Raw genomic sequence first — 21752 nt, forward strand, 5'->3', positions numbered from 1 at the left:
ACCAGCAGAATTAAAAAAGGGTTGGCTAATGCCAACCCTTTTTGCTTTGGCTCGAATCTAATTGAATAGATTCTTTATCAAACCATCGACTGCTTCTTTGGTTTTTTCGTCTTTGATCTTGTCCGTTAGCTTCTCTACGCCACGATCGATTTCTTTCTGAGCTTTCTGCTTCAGAACATCATCAAATACGAGCTTGAATTTAGGATCCGCCCACTTACCAGACACATTGATTGGAATCGTGATATCTTTCAGCTCATCTATATCTTTGCCGCCTTGGCCTTCTAGGCTACCTACGACTGATGTGCTGATAGTAAAGTCGACAGTTTCATTGATGTAGTTTGCGGTGCCTTTACCACGAACACGTAGCAATGGAGACTGAGCTTGCATATTATCCGTTGATACGACGCCTTTATTGAGCTTCAATGTCGCCGTCATCGCACTAAAGTCTGTTTTCTTAACTTCATTGGTGCCTTCGACTTTTTGCCCTTTAAATTTTGCGTAGTTTTCACGAATCAACTGAGCAACGTTGATGCCATTTACCGCACCGTCAGCAAAATTGATAACAACCGTACCAGAAAGATTCTTCTTGATACCGGTAGGCGTGAGACTCTTACCGGTAACATTCACATCAATGTTACCTGTCCCTTCAAGTTTGTCGTTTTCAGCAACGTCTATAAGTAGCGGTTGAACTTTCACGCCTTTGATTGACTTTTTCACACTGTAAGTCGCTGGTGATTGGCGTGCATCTAACTTCGCTGTCGCTGAGATTGAGCCTTGGTACAAGTTCGAACTAAATGATGTAAGCTCAAACACGCCACGATTTACAGTGAAGCTCGTTTTTACCGCTTCCATCTTCGCATTTGCCGCTTTGAATTTGTCGATGGTAATGTCACCCTTTACATCTAACGTTTTCAACGCAGACAAATCAGGCTCAACCTCAGGTCCGGCAGGAGCACTCTCGCCACCAGAAGCAGGCTTATTACCTTCAGCAGCTTGCTTATCTAACCCTAAGAACTCATCAAGATCGATATTTGGGCTATGGAGAGCAAGTCGTACTTTAGGAATATCACCAAGTGTCACATCTGCTTTACCATCTAAGGCAATAGCATTCGCTGTTAACTTCTCTAGGACAAAACTCAGGTGGTTTTTCGTTAGGTCGAAAGACAGATCAGACACCATGTCGACTTTCATCGGTGACTGAGGTAATGCATCACCCTCAAAAGTCGATTTAAGAGTTAACTTATCCAACTGCACTTTGCTGATAGCCTTGTCTACACTAAGTTGACCAGCACCCTGCATATCTAACTTCATACCACCAGCGTCGCCCTTCATGGCATAAGTCAGGTTATTTACTTTATCGAACTCAAACGTATCTAAACCGATCGTTGCCGATTCAATCTTATTGGCAGGATCAGAGTATGTCGCATCAAAGTTGATGTTCTTTAGCGCGTAGTTTGCCAAACCTTTTTCTAGCTTAAAGTCGGCCTGACCTTTCGCTGTGAACTTTTGGTCATTCATTTCGCCCTTCACGCCAAAATCAGCCGTTGTCCAGTTGTCAAAAGCGAATTCGGAAAGGTTTAATGAGATATCATAAAGTTTGGTGTAACTACCGGCTTGCTTATCCTGCATTTCTAATGAGCCATTAGAAACCGTAACACCAGCAAGATTAATGCTCCAATCAGAGCCAGAAGGCTGCGTTTCACCATTTTGCGTAGGCGCAGTATCGCTCGCTTGCTCTGCTTGTTGTGTTTGGGCTTTCGTCAATGCATCAATATTCTTGCTGCCATCTTTCTTGGTTTCGATATAGAACTCAGCCCCATCAAGCGTGACGTTTCCAATTTCAAGCTGTTGACTAAAAAGTGGCATGACAGAGATATCTACACCAACGGTATCAACTTTGAATAAATTGGGTTTACTAAAGCCTTGTGGGTTTCGCAATTCTGTATGTCCCAACTCAAAGCCGATCGATGGGAAAAATTGCCAACTGATATCTCCTTCAATCACTAGTTCTAAACCGGTTTGCTTTTGCGCTTGCTCAACAATAAGGGGCTTAAACTGGTTAGGATTGACGAAGATGGTTAACGCTAAAATTGCGACCAAAATGACCACAATCGGTATTGCTAGAATTAAGAGCAGTTTCTTCATTTGTTTTTCCTTGCTCGAGTGTTTTTACAATTATAAGCGCAGACTCCATTTACCGCTGACAGTTCCACAAAAGCGTGAAAAATGTCTGGTTTTAACCTGCAACTGACTAATTTAAAAACAAAAAAAGAAGTGGCACTTAAGGTGCCACTTCTTCTCTTAAAAATAAAGCGATATAGCCGTCTAAAGGCTTAAGCTTTCAAAAGTCTTGCAATGTGAGCTTTTAATACATCGATTGCGATACGGTTTTTACCACCGCGAGGAACAATAATGTCCGCATATTGCTTAGAAGGTTCGATAAACTGCATGAACATCGGACGTACTGTTTGTTGATACTGCTTAAGAACAGATTCCATAGTTCGGCCTCGTTCTTCCACGTCACGCTTAACACGACGAAGTAAGCAAATATCTAACGGTGTATCCATAAATACTGTCGCGTGCATCAAATCACGAAGACGAGGGTCAGTAAGAAGAAGGATGCCTTCTAGAATGATCACCTTTTTAGGCGTCATTGTGGTCGTGTTACTTGTTCTTGTGTGCTCAGTGTAGCTGTACTCAGGTACTTCTACTGCTTCACCACGTACCAATTTTTCAAGGTGCTCACACAGTAGGTCGTGGTCCAACGCACTCGGGTGATCGTAGTTCGTCTTTACTCGCTCTTCCATGCTTAGGTGGCTTTGGTCGTTGTAGTAGCAATCTTCCGTGATGACACCGATTTGATGATCGCCTACTTTCGCGCGAAGCTCATTATAAATAGTGCTCGCGATCAGACTTTTTCCAGAAGCAGAAGCGCCAGCAATACCTACGATGACGCATTGATTATTATCAGACATTAGTTTGCACCCGATGATGATTTCTAGTCACATAAAAAGATAAACTGCCTGATTATAGGGAGTTCACCCCATAGTTACTAGCTGGAATTAGGGTTTAGTCATAAGTTTCTGCCTGCTCAGAGGATTAACCTCCGAGCAAACGTTAAAATGTGCAATTATCAACCAACAGGCATAGTAAACTTAGTTCACCATTGTAAAGCTAATCACATCTGGTTTTGCTTTGCCTTGCCAAAACATCGTGCTACATACGCGATCGGCAAGTTGCTTGTAATACCCTGCATGCTCACTTTCTGGGCGCCTTGCTACTGTTGGCACGCCAGCGTCAATATCTTCTCGCATAGAAATATGAAGCGGAATTTGTCCTAGCAGTGCTAAGCCAAACTCTTGCGACATTTTTTCTGCACCACCCATGCCAAAAATATGCTCTTTCGCGCCACATTGGCTACAAATGTGATAACTCATGTTTTCCACAACACCAATAACCGGAACATTGACTTTGTTAAACATTGCCGCTCCCTTTCTTGCATCGGCAAGCGCCAAGTCTTGCGGTGTAGTGACTAGCACACTACCTGTTACCGGAATCTGTTGTGACAACGTTAACTGTATATCACCCGTGCCTGGCGGCATATCAATCACCAAATAATCTAAATCGGGCCAGTCTGTTTCCGTTAATAACTGCGACAACGCTTTTGAAGCCATTGGACCGCGCCATATTGCCGCTTCTGATTTGTCCACTAAATAGCCGATAGAGTGAGTATAGATGCCGTGAGCGAAAATGGACTCCATCCACTTACCATCACGAACTTCTGGTTTTGCATCTTCTTGCCCTAACATCATAGGGACGGAAGGTCCATAGATATCCGCATCCAACAATCCCACTTTCGCCCCAGATTGAGCAATCGCCAACGCTAAGTTAACCGCAGTCGTTGATTTACCGACCCCACCTTTCGCAGAACTAACGGCAATGATGTTCTTTACACCTTTAACCGGATTGGCCACTTGAGTTTCTAATGCTTTAACTCCAAGGCGAATATTGAATGGGAATTCAGCCACTTTACCTGCGGTTTGTTGCTGTTTAATCCAGTCATGCAATATGGTTTGAAGCTCATTACTTGCGAATGGCAACGTTATCTCAACAGAACCTTGTGCCGTAATCGAAATTGCGCCATGAATATCTGCCCAATTTTCCACCAACTGTGGATGCTGGAATTGGTTAAACCAGTGACAAAAATCTTGTTTTGAAGTGAACTGATGCATAAGTCCTCCTTTTAGATGTCATGCTAACACCGTCCTGCCTCAACCAGAACCCCAAAAAAACTAAGGCATTCCGCAGTTTGACACCTTGGAGTTAGTGAGTTCATGGGGTAGTATTATCCATCAAAATTTATTTATACCTATCAAGAAAAGCGAATATTAAGTATGGCAAACGATCCAAGAAACTTTCCGTCAAGGAAAATGCTGGTAACTTGTGCCCTTCCGTACGCTAACGGTTCGATCCACCTTGGTCATATGCTTGAGCATATCCAAGCGGACATTTGGGTTCGTTACCAACGCCTACGCGGCAACACTGTAAACTTCATCTGTGCTGACGATGCTCACGGCACGCCAATCATGCTTAAAGCGCAACAGATGGGTATTACTCCTGAAGAAATGATTGCCGCAGTTAGCGAAGAGCACCAGAAAGACTTTGCTGGCTTTGATATCAGCTTTGATAACTACCACAGCACACACTCAGATGAGAACCGTGAGCTAGCGTCACACATTTATCTTGAGCTGAAGAAAAACGGCTTTATCTCTAGCCGCACAATTTCTCAGTTGTTCGACCCAGAAAAAGAGATGTTCCTACCGGACCGTTTCGTAAAAGGTACCTGTCCAAAATGTAAGTCAGAAGACCAGTACGGTGACAACTGTGACAACTGTGGCGAGACTTACAGCCCAACAGAACTGATCAATCCTAAATCTGCGGTTTCTGGTGCGACGCCAGTAATGAAAGATTCTGAGCACTTCTTCTTCGACCTGCCTCAGTTTGAAAGCATGCTAAAAGAGTGGACTCGCTCTGGCTCGCTACAAGCTGAAACAGCGAACAAAATGCAAGAATGGTTCGAATCTGGTTTGCAGCAATGGGATATCTCACGTGATGCGCCATACTTTGGCTTCGAAATCCCAGGAGAAAAGAACAAATTCTTCTACGTATGGCTAGACGCACCTATCGGCTACATGGGCTCTTTCAAAAACCTATGTGACAAGCGCGACGACCTAGATTTCGACGAGTACTGGAAGAAAGACAGCTCAGCAGAACTGTACCACTTCATCGGTAAAGACATCGTTTACTTCCACAGCCTATTCTGGCCAGCAATGCTAGAAGGTTCTGGCTTCCGTAAACCAAACAACGTATTCGTACACGGCTACGTAACGGTAAACGGTGCGAAAATGTCGAAGTCTAAAGGTACTTTCGTAAAAGCAAGCACTTACCTAGAGCACCTAGACCCTGAGTGTCTACGTTACTACTACGCGGCGAAGCTAAACAGCCGTATCGACGATCTAGATCTTAACCTTGAGGACTTCACTCAGCGTGTAAACGCTGACGTTGTTAACAAGATCGTTAACCTAGCATCGCGTAACGCAGGCTTCATCGCAAAACGTTTTGAAGGCAAACTGTCTGACAACTTTGCAGAGCCTGAGCTTTACAACGAATTTGTTGCTGCGGCTGACCGTATCGCTGAGCTTTACGAAACACGTGAATTTGGTCGTGCAATCCGTGAAATCACTGCACTGGCAGACAAAGCTAACCAATACGTTGATGAAAAAGCACCGTGGGTTGTAGCAAAAGAAGAAGGCAAAGATCAGGAGCTACAAGACATCTGTTCTGTCGGTATCAACCTGTTCCGTGTACTGATGACTTACCTGAAACCAGTGATGCCTGCACTTGCTGCACGTACTGAAGCATTCCTAAACCAAGAGCTGACTTGGGAAAACATCGCTGCGCCACTAACAGGCCACGAGATCACTAAGTTCAAAGCACTGTTCAACCGTATCGATCCGAAGAATGTTGAAGCGATGATCGAAGCATCTAAAGAAGATGCGGCGGCAGAAATGGCGGCGAAAGAGAAAGCAGAAGCGGAAAAGAACAAGGCTAGCCAAACTGAGCTAGACAAAGAGCCAATCGCTGAAGAGATTGAGTTCGACGCTTTTGCAGCAGTAGATATGCGTATCGCTCGTATCATCTCTTGTGAAGAAGTGCCAAAAGCAAACAAACTGCTTAAGTTCCAACTGGACATCGGTGGTGAAACTCGTCAAGTGTTCTCTGGCATCAAGTCAGCGTACAAACCTGAAGAGCTAGAAGGCAAACTAACGGTAATGGTAGCAAACCTAAAACCTCGTAAGATGAAGTTTGGTATGTCAGAAGGCATGATCCTAGCAGCGGGCCCTGGTGGCAGCGACTTATGGATTCTTGAGCCACACGAAGGCGCTCAACCTGGCATGCGCGTAATGTAAGTCTCTTTATTGAAAAGGCTTAACTGAATCAGTTAAGCCTTTTTGCTTTCGGACTCTCACCGTTAAACTTATCAATTAAGCTTGATTGTATTGAGAGAAATCTTCTGGTCCCTAAGTAATTAGGGTCCCTAGTAAAAGCATAAGTAGAAAGCTAATTTCGCGTAAGTAAGCGATAATCCCATCAAACATTCTAACGAATTCTAATATAAGTAGGTCATCAACTAGTGATATCTTGGCTAGTTTACCGCGAACTAGTACCGACGCATGCTAGGAAACCTACCCGTCATCCATTTCTGTGTCAGCCGATAGGAACATGGACCATCCGTTAACATTTTTCTCTATACGCCTCGCAGAGAAACGAATAAATAGTAAAGTACTTAAAGTGCACACTATTCCAATAATCACCATAGCAACTTCCAAATAGAAAACTATGCCACCTCTAAAACAAACTTTTCATTTCGTGTGTAAGAGAAGCCGAAAGGACAAGTAAAGTTACATATTTTTACGTAAAAACCGACTAATGCAGCCGATATTCTTCAGGCCCCCAAGTAATGATCGCGCCACATGCAAGGAAAAGTGCAAAGCTGATCGTGACCACAAAAGCGAGAGCTCGATCAAATGTCGTTGCGTATTTTAATATTAACTGATCATCTACAAGTGAGACTTTCGCAGGCTTTCCTCGCATTAAAACTGTAGTATACATTGGGAATCTAAACCCCCAGCCATTTCTATCCCAACCAACAGGGTCATGACCACCCTTCAACATCTTTTTCTCAATCCGCTTTACCGATACACGAATGAAAAGCAAAGTACTAACTAACCAAGTACATCCGATAATCATATTTGCAATATCAAAATAAGACACGTTGCTCCCTTTAATTCCAATGAATGTTAGAACTAACTTCATAGGCGCCTTTGGCTAAATTTTGCCCTGCACTGTCAGCCATCTTAGCTGCCGCATAACCGACACCTAAACCAACACCTATTAATACTACTACTCCAAATGGGCCAGCAGCTAAAGCGATTCCCATTCCAGATGCAATCACTTTGGATGTAGTCCAAACGCCAGCAGCGTTGCTCGCACCAAACCCAGCAACTTCCATTGCCGCTCTTTTTTGCCAATTTTCTCCGTTATTCTTGGCATTTCGAACATTGTTAAAGCGAACACCAGCATCAATCATGATGATCTTTTTACCTACAATACTAGAGCTTTGTTCAAGAACTCGAATTGAGCGGATGTTAGCTATAGATGTTAAATGTAACTTAGTTATATCCCTACCGCTTCGCGCGATATTGACAGCCCTATTCGGGTTGCTCCAAATGTTACCGCGGCTACTTTTAATTCTCCCTGCATAATGGGCAAGCTCTTTTGTAAATTTTGCATTCAAAGAACTATGAGCTTCTTTAACTCTATATCCAAGCTTCACAAGCTCCTTTTTCTGCGCACCACTTCGTGAGGCTGTCCGTACATCTAGTAAGGCGTTTTGATATTTGAGCAAAGCTTTCCCGAAATTACTCAATCTGACTTGCTTTTCATTAACCGCCGTAGCGGCAGCACCTACTGCAGTATACTCATCGATTTTCCCCCCCATAGTATGATTAGTAGCATCTAAAAAAGGCTTAATCTCTTTTTCATAGAGGAGGGCTACCGCTTGTAAGTTTTCATCGCCAAACTCACTTGTTAGATTGGCTACATTTCTTTTGGTTTCTTGTGACCAACTTTTTACAGTATCAAGAGCACAAGCTATATCAGGTCTCTCGCTACGCAACTTAGCTATGTTGATCACAGAGCCTTCGTTCAGTATGAAAGGAGTACCTGCGGGAATAAAACTACCAAATATATGTGGGTTGTCCTTACGAAACTGAAGGTACCTATCCTCATCATTTGTATCGATAGGGAGCGTTATCTTTGAGTGAGTACTGAAGCATAGGTCGAATTTATTAGACAAATTAATTACCTCGAACAATCAACAAAATAGACAACTTATATCATATGAAGTGTTCAAGTATTTTAATTTCTAAACATTGTGACTTGAATCAGACTACAAAAAGTAATCAATATGTAACTCACAAAGAATAACGCGTACACCAAGCATCGACACCGAATAATCAACCATATTCACAAATTTGGTGAATCCATGCACCAATAACGACCGTCCCAAAAGAACATTTAATATAACCAATTGTTTTAATTTAATTTTTGTTTGGCATCAAAACTGCAAACCTTCCTTGTTAGGTCCAAACACTAACAAGGAGTGGGTTATGTTTGTTTTGATTTCCACACTATTGTCCATCGCTATTTTAGCCGGAATATATCACTTATCTTCTAAACGAGAGCAGCAACACGCGCGCAAATATCAGCTATTAACATTATTGCGAGATGTTGTTCATCTGCTGAGACGCCATCGAGCTACGACGCACTACTCACTTCAATTTCAACAAAATAACGAACAAGAATTAGAAGTCCTTCATAACGATCTCACCAACAAACTGCATCTTTTGGTCGAAACCTCACGCTTTGAAAATAAACCCATGTATCGCGTGCTGCAGATCAAAGTAGGAAAACTGCTTGAACAATGGAACGATCACAGTGTTGCAAGGAACCAGATGGAGCATGGTAAGTTAATTCGTCATTGCTTGTTCTTGATGGATGAAGTCACGATTGCTTGGTTAGCGGTAGAACAACGAGATGATCTACATAATGAGTACCACATGAACTGGCAAAACATTATGGATAGCTTGGAGACCCTGACTCAGTTACGAATCAGCATTCAAGATTTAGGAGAGCAAGGCGGAAATGAGCGTTTCAAAAATTACGCATCGGTTATGATACGTAAGCTAAATCAATTGGCGGTTATCGCTCCGCTTAGTATCGTTTCTCCAGCTTCCACACGCTCAATACAGACGTTAAATAACTATGTGACAGGCAGTCATGTCGATTTAACAGAAGCAGAACTTTATGGAGTCACATCAGACTTATCGTTGACCATCTTCAATACTTATGACCACGTCCTTTCAGACATCGTTGAAGCATTGTATCTACCGTTGCCCAAACTCTCTCTGGCAGGATAAGCTCTCTATACAGTGCCGTGCCAATTGTCACAACAGGAACGTAACTGGTATTTATGGGTAAAAACAAAAAACCGCAGACCTAGGTTCTGCGGTTTTTAATTCATCAAACTTCTCAGCGCTTAGCTGTCATCTTCTGTGAAGTTCGTTGGTAATTGCTTTTTCATCTCGTTCCAGATTAGCGCACTTTCCATACCATAGTGACGAATCACAACTGGCAGTTGTTCGCGCTGACCACTTTCACAAGTTTCTAGCAACTGATGGTAAAACTTCAGCGCTAGCTCACGAGAAGCTGGGTTTGAGAAGTAATAGCTACCAACGCGATCATAGAGCTTCTTCAAGCCATTAAAAATCAAACCGTAAATCTGATTCCCTGAATGGAATGCTAGGCGTTGGAACAACATGTAGTCGTAAAAGTTGAACGTTTTAGCAATCAAGATTTCTTGACGCTTCGCTTCATCTTTCTCGTTGTCTTCTTTCACGTTCTGTAAGACTTTCTCAGCATAAGGTGAAGAAGCGATGAAATCGTCCCAAGAAGCAGCATTCATTAAAGCTTCACAAGATTCAATTACATTCTTGATCGTGCGCTCAGAGTTCTCTTTATTTGCTTTAAATGCATAACGCATAAAGATAGGGCTGATGTTGGTACGTGCTGCAAGCAAATCTTCTACAATGTTTGTTGCGTTATCTACGTCCAACGTCATCAACGTATCCAAAATATGCAGACCAGAGGTCTCCATAAATTGGTTTACCTTCGTTGGTTTACCGTGTTGGATTGTTAACCAACCATCACGGGCTAGTCGTTGAAGAACCTCTCGTAAAGTCGTTCGAGTAACACCAATTAGCTCAGACAGCTCGCGTTCAGCAGGTAAAATAGAGCCAGGAGGAAAACGGCCGTTCCAAATGCTCTCGATAATATATTTTTCTGCGAATCCCGCAGGGCTTTTCGCCTTTATGACCATTCTACTTTTTATCCAATATTGATTTCTGAGGGTCGATACTACTCATCATACCACTACTTAACGGTTTGAGAAAATTTACGATCAATAATTGAAACGATTCTACAATATAGAGTTAATACTCTATATGTTATGTCAATCTAGGACGGTCTGACGTGCGAGTGAAAGCGGTAAAATCTGAATTTTCGTTTAATTAAACAGCTCACAAATTGCGGAGAAATAAAGACTACTGCGTCACAATTTTATATTCAAAATATGAAAAATTACTTTGTATATCACAGTTAATATTCTTTCTTAATTTGCCTTTTCTCGTCACTGACCGTCATTTAAAATCCAAGAGGATTTTTTTGAGCCTTTCATGATATAGTAACGCCGTTTTGATCGCGTTATTACATTTAAAAAGTCATTTTAGTCGGTAGCATCACGTTTTGTTATTGACTAATAAATGCCTGAGTGTAGAGTTTGCGGTCGAAAGTGAGCGGTGCTTGAGTTCAGGGGAAGTAACTTGGCAAGACTGCAATAAACAAAGGATTGTTGTTTTACTAAGTTATTGTTTTAAAAGACTAGTTAATAAGTCTAACAAACAGATACTTAAGCACTATTGTAGTGTCTATTCATAATTTTGTTATAAAGAGAATTATCATGCCGATATCGCTCGGAAACGCTTTTATCAAGAACTTTCTTGGTAAAGCGCCTGATTGGTACAAAGTTGCCATTATAGCCTTCTTAATAATTAACCCGATTGTATTCTTCCTAATAAACCCATTTGTTGCTGGGTGGTTGCTGGTTGCTGAATTTATTTTCACGCTTGCAATGGCATTAAAATGCTACCCATTACAACCTGGTGGTTTACTTGCTATTGAAGCCATCGCTATCGGCATGACTAGCCCTGCGCAAGTTAAGCACGAGTTGGTTGCAAATATTGAAGTATTACTGCTTCTGGTATTTATGGTTGCGGGCATCTACTTCATGAAGCATTTATTGCTGTTCATTTTTACCAAAATTTTACTTGGTATTCGCTCCAAAACCCTTCTATCACTTGCGTTTTGCTTTGCCGCTGCATTTTTATCTGCGTTTTTGGATGCTTTGACGGTTATCGCCGTTGTTATCAGTGTGGCGATCGGTTTCTACTCTATCTACCACAAAGTGGCGTCAGGTAACCCGATTGGTGACCATGACCACACACAAGATGACACGATCACTGAGCTAACGCGTGATGACTTAGAAAATTACCGCGCCTTTTTACGCTCATTGTTGATGCACGCTGGTGTAGGTACTGCGCTAGGTGGCGTAACCACTATGGTAGGTGAACCTCAAAACTTAATTATTGCAGACCAAGCGGGTTGGTTATTTGGTGAATTCCTAATCCGTATGTCTCCAGTGACGCTACCCGTATTTTTCTGCGGTCTCATCACTTGTGCTCTAGTCGAAAAGCTTAAAGTGTTTGGCTACGGTGCAAAACTTCCTAACAACGTTCGTCAAATCCTCGTTGACTTTGACAATGAAGAGCGCAAGACGCGTACCAATCAAGACGTTGCAAAACTATGGGTTCAAGGGCTTATTGCTGTTTGGTTGATCGTGGCATTAGCCTTGCACCTGGCGGCGGTAGGCTTAATTGGTCTTTCAGTGATCATCTTAGCGACAGCTTTCACTGGCGTCATTGAAGAGCATTCCATGGGTAAAGCGTTTGAAGAGGCTCTGCCTTTCACTGCACTACTTGCGGTATTTTTCTCGATCGTTGCGGTAATCATCGATCAAGAGTTGTTTAAACCAGTTATCGATGCGGTGCTTGCCGTTGAAGATAAAGGCACTCAGTTAGCTCTGTTCTATGTCGCGAATGGCTTACTATCAATGGTGTCGGATAACGTATTCGTCGGTACGGTTTACATCAATGAAGTAAAAACAGCACTCATCGAGGGTCTCATTACTCGCGAGCAGTTCGACTTACTGGCAGTTGCTATCAACACTGGTACTAACCTACCATCTGTTGCTACGCCAAACGGTCAAGCGGCATTCCTATTCCTACTCACCTCGGCTCTCGCTCCATTAATTCGTCTGTCTTACGGACGAATGGTTATCATGGCGCTGCCTTACACCATCGTTCTTGCGATTGTCGGTCTAATGGGCATTATGTTCTTCCTAGAGCCTGCAACGGCTTCTTTCTACGATGCAGGCTGGATTTTACCTCATAGTGGTGATCTGACTCCCGTAGTCTCCGGCGGTCACTAAAATTTGAGTTGATTAGGAAACTTATCCACGTTAAAAAGCTCTGAGTATTCAGAGCTTTTTCTATTTCAGACAGGAACAAAAACGTGACTATTTTAAATTCACTTAACCAGTTTTCGAAGGGACGCTTATCGTGGCTGCTGCTTCTGCTATTCGTCGTTTTCTTTGAAGCATGTGCCCTCTATTTTCAGCACGTCATGATGCTTGCACCATGTGTCATGTGTATCTACGAACGAGTCGCGATGATGGGAGTGGGTGTCGCTGCAATCGTTGGTCTTATGGCACCAAATAACCCAGTTTTCCGTTGGCTAGGTTTGATTGGCTGGGGATTAAGCTCTTACAAAGGACTGCTGCTTGCTCAGCAGCACGTTGATTATCAGTTTAACCCATCACCATTCGCGACTTGTGATTTATTCGTAACATTCCCTAATTGGGCTCCGCTTAATCAGTGGGCTCCTTGGATGTTCGAAGCATACGGTGATTGCTCGAAGATTGTTTGGCAATTCCTCGATTTATCAATGCCACAATGGTTAGTAGTTATTTTCGCGGGCAATTTAATTGCTTTAGCATTAATTGTGATCGCACAATTCTTCCCAGCAAGACGCACTAATCCGATTCGTTAATCCTTCAGAGAAATGATAACGAAAAAAGCCGACCAGATGGTCGGCTTTTTACTGAGTAAACATCGCGGCTATTTAACTTAACCACGTTAACTCAACCACGTGATTGACCACAACACTGCTTGAACTTTTTGCCGCTCTCACAAGGACAAGGATCATTGCGCCCGATACCTTTGAATGGGTTTAGGCTTTGAGCCTTATTGCCTACCATCAACTCATCCGCGCCTAACGCCACTTCACCGACCATCAAATCAAGCTGGTCGATCAAGTCTGCAAGAGCTGGAGGCGTTTCAATACCGGCGTCGCGCATCTGTTGCTGCGTTGCCGACTCATCGATAGCCAGCATCAAAGTGGTCAGTAATGCTTGTAGCATACGCTGCAATCCATCATTGAGCTCAACGTCTTGCCATTGTTCTTCAATCATTGGCCAAACAGACATAAAGCCTTCGGCAAAATCAGCAACTTGTTCAGGTTCTTTGCCTGTTAGCTCTAGCACGGAATATTCGTTTCGTTGAATTCGGTTGTGCTGCTTGTGAATTTGCTCTTCTACTGCCGGTTGAATCGCTTTGAATCCTTCACCTAATAGCGGCTCTAACCACTTTTCAGGAGCGAGTGGTTTTGTCGTCAGATTAGCAGCGAGCACTGCGCCTTCGATAAATAGGCAAGATTCATCGATGTGAATTTCGCCTTTCTCAATCAATGTGTATTGCATGACATCTGGTTTCCCATAAATTTGGCGGCATTATACCTCAGAGCATAAAAGCACGTAACCGGGAGTTGCGAGTTTGACTGTATTGAGTGCTTTGAGTCTTTTAATGACAAACTTAGCTGACATCGCTACAATCGCCCTCCTTTTTATCACCAAACTGTATTAGGCAAACTATGCGAGTTGTACTAGGCCCAATGGAAGGCGTTTTAGACCATTTGATGCGCCAAATCCTGACCGAGATAAACGACTATGACCTATGTGTTACGGAATTTGTTCGAGTCATCGACCAGTTATTGCCCGATCATGTATTTCACCGTTTATGCCCGGAGCTGTTGCAAGGTTCTCAAACCGCATCAGGTGTGCCAGTACATGTGCAATTGTTAGGACAAGAACCAAACTGGATGGCTGAGAACGCAATTAAAGCGGCGAGCCTAGGCGCCAGAGGCATCGACATAAATTTTGGTTGCCCAGCCAAAATGGTCAATAAAAGTAAGGGTGGTGCTGCTCTACTTCAGCATCCTGAGCTAATTCACCGTGTGGTTAAAGCTTGTCGAGAAGCTGTTCCAGAGGCTATTCCTGTGACCGCAAAAATTCGTCTTGGCTGGGAAAACCCTGAAGATTGCTTTGAAATTGTTGATGCCATTCAATCTGCTGGTGCAAATGAACTCACCGTTCACGCTCGGACTAAGCAGGGTGGTTACAAAGCGTCTGAGATAAAATGGGATTACATCAACCAAATTCGCGAACGTTTTGATATTCCGCTTATTGCGAATGGCGAAATTTGGAATTATGAAGATGGTCAACGTTGCATTGAAACGACTGGCGTTGACTCTTTGATGGTGTGCCGCGGCGCTTTCAATATCCCTAACTTGGGCAACATGGTAAAACACAACCACCAGCCAATGTCATGGCCCGAGGTGGTTGAGCTACTGATCTACTACTCCAAGTTTGAGATGAAAGGCGACAAAGGCTTGTACTATCCAAACCGCGTAAAACAATGGTTCTCTTACTTACGTCAGGCCTATCCTGAAGCAAAAGATCTATTCAGAGAAATCCGAACGTTTAACAAAGCCGCGCCGATTGTTGAGCATATTCAACGTTATCGTGATGAGTTAAATTCTCAGGTTGCATAAAATCTGAGCATTGCAAAGGGCGAACTGCTCGCCCTTTAAGCGCTTAGATCTTCGTAGCAAATCTTATTTTTGCCTGTACTCTTGGCTTGATATAACTTTTCATCCGCCGCTTTAAATAACTCATCAAAGCTTTCCACTCGGTTCTCTTTACTGAACACCACACCGCCAGAGATCGTAAAGCCTTCTTTAGTCACGCGTGTCGAGCGTTCGTCTATGGCTTTTTTTACCCGCTCTAAAATTAGCTTAATGCCTTCCGAGTCTTCGTCGTAAATCGCCAACACAAACTCTTCGCCACCAAATCTTGAGGCGACATCTGTGTGGCGAATATTTTCACGTATACATTTTGCAACTAGCTGAATCGCAGAATCGCCGACATCATGACCATAGGTATCATTGATCTTCTTGAAGTTATCAATATCGAACACTGCTAATGCAACCTGTTTTTTCGTCATCTTATTGCGCCACACGGTTTGCATTCCTCGACGGTTCAACAAGCTCGTCATCGGATCTCTGGCGGCGAGATCTTTAAAATAACGTCGCTCACTATGCATATTCACATAGAACAATACGACTGTGCTCAAAACGTAAATAGAGATCGCAACAATAAGGCTGTATTTTTCGAACACCGCTAGGTTCTTAGCTTCATCCCAAAGGTTGTACTCGTAATACATGCTGTGATTCGCACTCAATCGCTCTAACTCGACTGGTTTGATTCGTGTACTGTTTGAAGGAATGGATTGTAAATTGGAAACCAAATGAAACTTACCAACAAGACCTAGCGACGAAGCCATCAACGCATTGACATCAAAATCAATGGACAGCACACCTTGATGCCTCCCTTTTTCGTAAACAGGCACTGTCAAACTAATGGTTTGACCTTCCATCGAATCCAACGTCGGCCCAGGTCCGGCCAAGGTGATGTTCACTTTATCTTGTGCGGTTTTTTGCCAAAATGGGCGCGCTTTTAGCGTTGACCAAAGCTCTCTAGTGAAGTTTTTCGCGTACGTGTCAGGAGACGAAATAACGTAACCACGCTTATCGATGTAATGAATACCAACGATGTGGGATTCAATATCGTGCAGAAAAGACAATGACGGTGCAAAACCCGCCTTTTGTTCAGCTGATTGGTTAATCGTTGAACCTTGCTGACATAAGCTTTCATCGCCCACTATCATGTAATCAAGATCAACCGCAGGTAACCCCTCACTATAGACACTCTCTAGCAACAAAACATCTATCGGCCAAATATAACAAATCCCCTTTTTGACTAAAGAATTGTGCTCTTCAGACAATGGGTTAGCGTAATTCGTATAATTAGTAAAGCTGTAATCTAAGGCGGTGAGAACTTTAATACCACGGGACATGGCACGATCAATACGTGCATACTCTGAATCAATATAGCGGTTAACCGCATCATAGTAATTTTTCGTTGTAACGAGTAAAATCACTACAAATAGTGCCAGAGGAAAAAAGATGACAAATGAGAGGCTAAATCGCCTTTGGTTTACCATTGAGTACCATGCATATGAAAGGTCAATAGTCTCTTACGACAGCTGTTAAATTGATACTCGTTATCTGGTGACGCATGCAATACAGCACCAGATAACAAGAGACCAAACAAATGAGTGCGCGCTGTTTGAGACCGTTTATATATTAAAGGAGTTTAATCAATATAGAGTGTGGTGTCACTTTAGTCGCCATAATTTGCAGCTCTGTGCCGACATATTGACAGAGATATGACTCTTATAATCAATAAGTTCGCGTCCATCCAGCAATGACGAAAGGTGGGCAGCCTCCAAACCAAGTTGCCACAGAGGCAAGTCAATTGAACACTCATCGCCACTTAGATTCATCACAACAACGATCGCTTCACTTCCAAGTACGCGCGCATAAGCCAGCTCGTTGGTATCGCAATGCAGCCATTGAATACTACCAGACTGTAAAGACTTGTACTGTTTACGTATCGAAATCCATTGCTTGTAAATCGACAGCCATGCTGAGTTTTCAATTTCATTCCAAGGGAAACAGCGACGATTATCCGGGTCCAGCCCTCCCTCTAGTCCGACTTCACTCCCATAGTAAATACAAGGTGTACCGACGTATGTCATGAGCAGAGCAAGTGCGATGTTCATTTTACGCTTATCACCATCAACCAGTGTGATAAAACGAGCAGTATCATGACTATCGAGTTGATTTAGCTGCGATAGCTGATTCGAAAATGGAATTTTTGCTCTGGCTTCGTCCAACCATGCTTTAAACTCCAAACCATCAATGTTGATTGGTTCATACATAATATCTTGCTGCGCGATAAAAGCTCGAACTGGATGAGCAAAACCGTAGTAGTTCATCGCCCCATCCTCTTGATCACCTTGCAGCCACTGTGTTGCTTCAAAAAAGTGCTCACCTAGCACATAGGCATTCGGATTGACTGACTTCGTCGCATGGCGAAACGCTTCAACATAATGAGCATTGTTTTTCGCTCCCTCTCCTTCGCCAAGCATATGAATAACATCAAATCGCCAACCATCGACTGAGTATGGAGGCTTAAGCCAGTGCTTAATGACAGATGCTTCGCTTTGATAGATATAGTCACGCACTTGTTCATTTTCGAAGTTCAGAACCGGTAAGTTACCAATGCCCTTCCAACCAATATAGTGATCGGTTTCGCCTTCGAAAAAGTAGTAATCGCGGAACTTTGACTGCGGATTGCCATACGCCCCTTCTCCTTTTTGTTGGATATCAAACCAAGGATGATGCACTGACGTGTGGTTAAACACCGCGTCTAAGACAATCTTCATATTCTTACCACAGATTTTCTCACACAGTTCAGCAAACTGATCATTGGTGCCGAACATAGGGTCAACAGTGAAGTAATCAGTGGTGTCGTATTTATGATTACTTGGTGAAGAAAAGATCGGATTAAAATAAAGCGCAGTAACGCCGAGCTGTTCAAGATAGTCCAACTTTTGTTCCACACCTTTGAGGTCGCCGCCAAAGAATTCACGTGCCCCGGTATTTTGGTGAGAGCCTACCGCTTCTCCCCACGATTTAATGATCGCTTCTGAATCATGCTGAACATAAGCTTTACGAATGTCAGATTCACTTTTACTAGCAGAAAAACGGTCAGGAAAGATTTGATAGAACACTTGCTCTTGGACCCAGCTTGGTGGTTGATGGTTTACATTCAACTTAAAGTGGAACTCTTTGGGTGGAATACGCTTTTGTACGCCTCGTGCATCGAGCCAGTATTGTTGTCCGTCTTTGAGAAGCTTAAACACATAATGTGTGACATCTCGATCTCGATTTGGTCGGAACGATGCTTCCCATAGTAACAACTCCCCAGCTGTTCCAATTTGAGCCATGTCGACCAGATATTCTTCATTGTCCGGCTCAAGACGCACATATACGGAATCAAAATCCAATGTCTCGGTTTTCAGTCTGACTGTGACTTGCTCTTGATTAAAAGCTAAACCATCAATAGTTTGACTATGAAAAATAAATGGCAGGTTCATTATGGGCACTCCTCGTCATCGGATATGCCACTATGTTATTGAAGAATGAAAGACAAGAAATCCTCCTTGCGAGTTGACATATCAGCCAATTTTCCCAAGGAGGATCACACTTAGTAGGCGTAGTGACTGGTAGGATACCACTTAGTTCAACAAGAGACTGTCATCTGCAAGCTCTTCACCACGCACTTTGGAGAACATATCCAACAAGTCTGGTACCTGCATGTTAGCGCGCTGCTCTCCAGCCACATCTAGCACAATTTCACCTTGGTGAAGCATTACGGTCCTATCGCCACATGCTAATGCGTCTTTCATCGAATGCGTCACCATCATCACGGTTAAATCGAACTCATCGACAATACGTTTAGTTAAGTCGATAACAAACGCCGCCATACGAGGATCAAGCGCAGCCGTGTGTTCATCAAGCAATAACAACTTACTCTCCGATAACGTCGCCATCACAAGGCTAACGGCTTGTCGTTGTCCACCAGACAGCAACCCAATGCTATCGCCCAAGCGGTCTTCTAAACCAAGACCGAGGATGCTAATTCGTTCTTGGAACAGCTTGCGACGTTTGGTAGAGAGCGCCAACCCCCAGCTGCGTTTTTTACCACGCATGTGCGCCAGAGCCATATTCTCTTCTATCGTCAGTTCACCACAAGTCCCGGCCAATGGATCTTGAAACACTCGGGCGCATTGCGTCGCACGCTGGGCAACCGTCTGCTTGGTGACGTCTTTGCCATCAATGATCACCTGACCACCTATCATCGGTGTCTCACCTGTCACCGCACCAAGCAACGTCGACTTTCCTGCGCCATTAGAACCAATCACAGTCAGAAACTGATGTTCTGGAACCTCTAAAGAGACACCTTTCAGTGCACGATTTTCCAAAATCGTCCCAGGGTTGAACGTGACCTGAATGTTATTAAGTTCAATCATAACGCCTCCCCAGAACCATTTTTTGATGCCGCTTGTTTAGCATCAGTAACGCGTTGTTTCGCTCTCATGCTCTGTTTTAGCTTTGGAGCAATAAGCGCCACAGCCACCAATACTGCGGTAACCAGGTTGAGGTCTGAAGCTTGTAAACCAAACATGCCAGAGCTCAAAGCGAAAGCCACTGCAAGACGATAAAGTACCGAACCGATGATGACAGCAAATACCGCAACCCAAATTTTTCGCCCGGGAATAAGGGTCTGGCCCAAAATCACAGCAGCCAAACCAACCACAATGGTGCCCACGCCAGAGGTCACATCTGCAAAGCTGTTCGTTTGTGCAAACAACGCGCCTGCGAATCCGACAAAACCGTTGGATAAAGCCAACCCAAAGTAGGTATAAAAACCAGTGCTCGCCCCTTGCGCAGAAACCATACGCGCATTAACGCCCGTGGCTCGTAAACCAAGACCAAAGTCGCTGTTGAGCAAGCGAATCACAAAGAAAGCGGACAAAAGAACTAAGACCCCAACAACCAGAGGACGAATGAACATCGGATCGCCCAAGGCTTCAAACGGCGTGAGAATCGTATCCTCTCCAAGCAACGCCATATTAGGTTTGCCCATAATACGAATATTGATTGAAAATGCCGCGATCATGGTAAGAATGGAAGCTAACAGGTGCAAAATACCACATCGAACAGCCAGAAAAGCGGTTATCCAACCCGTCATACTACCGGCTATCATCGCCATTATTGTCGCAAGCCAAGGATTAATACCTGCGACAATCGCCGTTGCAGCCACCGCCGCTCCCATTGGAAAGCTGCCATCCACACTCAAATCGGGGAAATCGAGAACACGAAATGTAAGATACACACCCAAGGCAACTAGGCCATAAATTAAGCCAATTTCGAGTGCGCCAAAAAAAGCAAATGCAGACATAACTGCTCCTTTCTGCATGTTCAGGCTGACGAATACCAACCTGAACGTAAGACTTCTAACGTATACTCCCATTCTTCTCTAGCAGAATGCTCTACACGAGAAGTCCGGCGAGTATCAATTTTGGGGCAAGCCTCTATCAACAGACGTGACGGCCCTAACCCCAAAAAAGAGCGTTACTTATTGCATGCTTGTCGCACGTTCAACCACAGAACTTGGCAGCTTGATACCGAGCTTAGATGCCGCGCTTTCATTAATTACGAGGTCAGAGCCCGTCGCGACTTTTACATCCAATTTGCCTGGTTCTTGACCATCAAGAATCGCCGCCACGTAATCAGCGGTTTGCACACCAACCTGGTAGTAGTCAAAACCTAAGCCTGCAATTGCTCCTTTTTCGACATATGACGTCGCACCACCAAATACAGGTTTTTTCGCTTGATTCGCTGCCACAATCATCCCTTCAATCGCGCTTGCAACTGTATTGTCTGTTGGGGCGTAAAGAATGTCTGATTTCGCTGCAATCGCTTGAGTCGCAGACTGAACATCAGCACTTTTTAGTGCGGTCGCTTCAACCACTTGTATGCCTTTTGCTTTTGCGCTTTCTTTTAGTAATTCAACTAAAGTCACGGCATTAGCTTCACCGGGATTAAATACAACCCCGATGCTTTTCACCTGAGGAAGAATTTCTTGGATGAGATCGACATGCTGAGCAACGGGTGAAAGATCAGATAGGCCAGTTACGTTTTTGCCTGGTTGTTCCATCGACTTAACTAATTTCGCACCGACCGGGTCTGTTACCGCAGTAAAGACAACAGGAATAGAGCGCGTTGCCGACACCAAGGCTTGTGCCGAAGGCGTCGCGATACCCACTAACACATCAGGATTTTCGCCGACGTACTGACGGGCAATTTGCACTGCAATCGCAGGGTTACCCTGTGCGGTCTTATAATCAAATTCTAGATTTTTGCCTTCTTCGTAGCCTTTCGCTTTTAAACCATCAAGCAATCCTTGACGCGTCGCGTCTAACGCGGGGTGTTCGACAATTTGTGAAACTGCAACGGTTGCAGTGGCGGCCAGTACATTGGCAGAAGAGAAAATAGCAGTAGCAGATAGAACGGCAGTGGCTAATAAACGTTTCGTTTTCATCATAACTCCTTGATGTGACTTCGTCCTTGTTTCGCGAGCATTC

The 21752-nt window shown here is 43.7% G+C and carries 17 protein-coding genes; 5 read left to right on the forward strand and 12 right to left on the reverse strand.

The annotated features are described in order from the left end of the window. Positions 1 to 57 precede the first annotated feature (57 nt). From CBX98_RS15895 to apbC, 3 genes are all read right to left on the reverse strand, one after another. Positions 58 to 2145 carry an AsmA family protein gene (locus CBX98_RS15895; protein ID WP_109169748.1) on the reverse strand — a complete coding sequence of 696 codons (2088 nt, stop codon included), beginning with the start codon at positions 2143 to 2145 and terminating at the stop codon, positions 58 to 60. 188 nt (positions 2146 to 2333) lie between these two features. Beyond that, positions 2334 to 2975 carry a uridine kinase gene (udk, locus tag CBX98_RS15900; RefSeq protein ID WP_005396962.1) on the reverse strand — a complete coding sequence of 214 codons (642 nt, stop codon included), beginning with the start codon at positions 2973 to 2975 and terminating at the stop codon, positions 2334 to 2336. A gap of 180 nt (positions 2976 to 3155) precedes the next feature. Further along, a complete protein-coding gene (gene apbC, locus CBX98_RS15905; protein WP_109169749.1) occupies positions 3156 to 4232 on the reverse strand; it encodes an iron-sulfur cluster carrier protein ApbC in 1077 nt (358 codons plus the stop codon). A 162-nt stretch (positions 4233 to 4394) separates the two neighbouring features. Here apbC and metG point away from each other — a divergent pair, with 162 nt between their 5' ends. Further along, on the forward strand, positions 4395 to 6470 hold the full coding sequence (metG, locus tag CBX98_RS15910; RefSeq protein ID WP_046874415.1) for a methionine--tRNA ligase: 2076 nt from the start codon (positions 4395 to 4397) through the stop codon (positions 6468 to 6470). A 517-nt stretch (positions 6471 to 6987) separates the two neighbouring features. On the opposite strand, the gene CBX98_RS15915 is transcribed toward metG, so the two are convergent. Together CBX98_RS15915 and CBX98_RS15920 are read right to left on the reverse strand one after the other, a co-directional pair. Further along, positions 6988 to 7335: a hypothetical protein gene (locus tag CBX98_RS15915; protein ID WP_242446589.1), complete on the reverse strand. Its 348-nt coding sequence runs from the start codon at positions 7333 to 7335 to the stop codon at positions 6988 to 6990. 10 nt (positions 7336 to 7345) lie between these two features. Next, positions 7346 to 8419: a hypothetical protein gene (locus CBX98_RS15920; protein WP_109169751.1), complete on the reverse strand. Its 1074-nt coding sequence runs from the start codon at positions 8417 to 8419 to the stop codon at positions 7346 to 7348. A gap of 313 nt (positions 8420 to 8732) precedes the next feature. Between CBX98_RS15920 and CBX98_RS15925 the strand changes: the two genes are divergently transcribed. Beyond that, a complete protein-coding gene (locus tag CBX98_RS15925; protein ID WP_109169752.1) occupies positions 8733 to 9542 on the forward strand; it encodes a hypothetical protein in 810 nt (269 codons plus the stop codon). A gap of 119 nt (positions 9543 to 9661) precedes the next feature. On the opposite strand, the gene fadR is transcribed toward CBX98_RS15925, so the two are convergent. Beyond that, on the reverse strand, positions 9662 to 10501 hold the full coding sequence (gene fadR / locus CBX98_RS15930) for a fatty acid metabolism transcriptional regulator FadR (RefSeq protein WP_005396954.1): 840 nt from the start codon (positions 10499 to 10501) through the stop codon (positions 9662 to 9664). Between the two features lie 639 nt (positions 10502 to 11140). Here fadR and nhaB point away from each other — a divergent pair. Together nhaB and dsbB are read left to right on the forward strand one after the other, a co-directional pair. Then, a complete protein-coding gene (gene nhaB, locus CBX98_RS15935) occupies positions 11141 to 12727 on the forward strand; it encodes a Na(+)/H(+) antiporter NhaB (protein ID WP_005396952.1) in 1587 nt (528 codons plus the stop codon). A gap of 83 nt (positions 12728 to 12810) precedes the next feature. Next, on the forward strand, positions 12811 to 13347 hold the full coding sequence (gene dsbB, locus CBX98_RS15940; RefSeq protein ID WP_109169753.1) for a disulfide bond formation protein DsbB: 537 nt from the start codon (positions 12811 to 12813) through the stop codon (positions 13345 to 13347). 91 nt (positions 13348 to 13438) lie between these two features. On the opposite strand, the gene CBX98_RS15945 is transcribed toward dsbB, so the two are convergent. Then, positions 13439 to 14056, reverse strand: a complete 618-nt coding sequence (locus CBX98_RS15945; protein ID WP_109169754.1) for an SEC-C metal-binding domain-containing protein — start codon at positions 14054 to 14056, stop codon at positions 13439 to 13441. Between the two features lie 170 nt (positions 14057 to 14226). On the opposite strand from CBX98_RS15945, the gene dusC reads away from it, so the two are divergent. Beyond that, on the forward strand, positions 14227 to 15186 hold the full coding sequence (gene dusC, locus CBX98_RS15950; RefSeq protein WP_006742820.1) for a tRNA dihydrouridine(16) synthase DusC: 960 nt from the start codon (positions 14227 to 14229) through the stop codon (positions 15184 to 15186). A gap of 35 nt (positions 15187 to 15221) precedes the next feature. Here dusC and CBX98_RS15955 read toward each other — a convergent pair whose 3' ends face one another. From CBX98_RS15955 to CBX98_RS15975, 5 genes are all read right to left on the reverse strand, one after another. Further along, positions 15222 to 16697, reverse strand: coding sequence for a GGDEF domain-containing protein (locus tag CBX98_RS15955; RefSeq protein ID WP_109169755.1), 1476 nt, complete (start codon positions 16695 to 16697; stop codon positions 15222 to 15224). A 174-nt stretch (positions 16698 to 16871) separates the two neighbouring features. Next, complete coding sequence (gene malZ / locus CBX98_RS15960; protein WP_109169756.1) at positions 16872 to 18698, reverse strand: maltodextrin glucosidase; 1827 nt, start codon at positions 18696 to 18698, stop codon at positions 16872 to 16874. A 141-nt stretch (positions 18699 to 18839) separates the two neighbouring features. Then, positions 18840 to 19634 (reverse strand): ABC transporter ATP-binding protein, encoded by a 795-nt coding sequence (locus tag CBX98_RS15965; RefSeq protein ID WP_005387275.1) that lies wholly within the window; start codon positions 19632 to 19634, stop codon positions 18840 to 18842. Beyond that, positions 19631 to 20566: an ABC transporter permease gene (locus tag CBX98_RS15970; protein WP_005396632.1), complete on the reverse strand. Its 936-nt coding sequence runs from the start codon at positions 20564 to 20566 to the stop codon at positions 19631 to 19633. The genes CBX98_RS15965 and CBX98_RS15970 overlap by 4 nt, the downstream gene beginning before the upstream one ends. Positions 20567 to 20743: 177 nt before the next feature. Further along, entirely contained in the window at positions 20744 to 21709 is a 966-nt protein-coding gene (locus tag CBX98_RS15975) for an ABC transporter substrate-binding protein (protein ID WP_012841583.1), read from the reverse strand. Between the last annotated feature and the right edge of the window lie 43 nt (positions 21710 to 21752).

The organism is Vibrio sp. T9 (assembly GCF_003123985.1).
Classification (GTDB): domain Bacteria; phylum Pseudomonadota; class Gammaproteobacteria; order Enterobacterales; family Vibrionaceae; genus Vibrio; species Vibrio diabolicus.

What these genes read in the sequence shown, in the direction of transcription:
- CBX98_RS15895 (WP_109169748.1), bottom strand. Translation starts at nt 2,145, where the DNA reads ATGAAGAAACTGCTCTTAATTCTAGCAATACCGATTGTGGTCATTTTG.
- udk (WP_005396962.1), bottom strand. Translation starts at nt 2,975, where the DNA reads ATGTCTGATAATAATCAATGCGTCATCGTAGGTATTGCTGGCGCTTCT.
- apbC (WP_109169749.1), bottom strand. Translation starts at nt 4,232, where the DNA reads ATGCATCAGTTCACTTCAAAACAAGATTTTTGTCACTGGTTTAACCAA.
- metG (WP_046874415.1), top strand. Translation starts at nt 4,395, where the DNA reads ATGGCAAACGATCCAAGAAACTTTCCGTCAAGGAAAATGCTGGTAACT.
- CBX98_RS15925 (WP_109169752.1), top strand. Translation starts at nt 8,733, where the DNA reads ATGTTTGTTTTGATTTCCACACTATTGTCCATCGCTATTTTAGCCGGA.
- fadR (WP_005396954.1), bottom strand. Translation starts at nt 10,501, where the DNA reads ATGGTCATAAAGGCGAAAAGCCCTGCGGGATTCGCAGAAAAATATATT.
- nhaB (WP_005396952.1), top strand. Translation starts at nt 11,141, where the DNA reads ATGCCGATATCGCTCGGAAACGCTTTTATCAAGAACTTTCTTGGTAAA.
- CBX98_RS15945 (WP_109169754.1), bottom strand. Translation starts at nt 14,056, where the DNA reads ATGCAATACACATTGATTGAGAAAGGCGAAATTCACATCGATGAATCT.
- dusC (WP_006742820.1), top strand. Translation starts at nt 14,227, where the DNA reads ATGCGAGTTGTACTAGGCCCAATGGAAGGCGTTTTAGACCATTTGATG.
- CBX98_RS15955 (WP_109169755.1), bottom strand. Translation starts at nt 16,697, where the DNA reads ATGGTAAACCAAAGGCGATTTAGCCTCTCATTTGTCATCTTTTTTCCT.
- malZ (WP_109169756.1), bottom strand. Translation starts at nt 18,698, where the DNA reads ATGAACCTGCCATTTATTTTTCATAGTCAAACTATTGATGGTTTAGCT.
- CBX98_RS15965 (WP_005387275.1), bottom strand. Translation starts at nt 19,634, where the DNA reads ATGATTGAACTTAATAACATTCAGGTCACGTTCAACCCTGGGACGATT.
- CBX98_RS15970 (WP_005396632.1), bottom strand. Translation starts at nt 20,566, where the DNA reads ATGTCTGCATTTGCTTTTTTTGGCGCACTCGAAATTGGCTTAATTTAT.
- CBX98_RS15975 (WP_012841583.1), bottom strand. Translation starts at nt 21,709, where the DNA reads ATGAAAACGAAACGTTTATTAGCCACTGCCGTTCTATCTGCTACTGCT.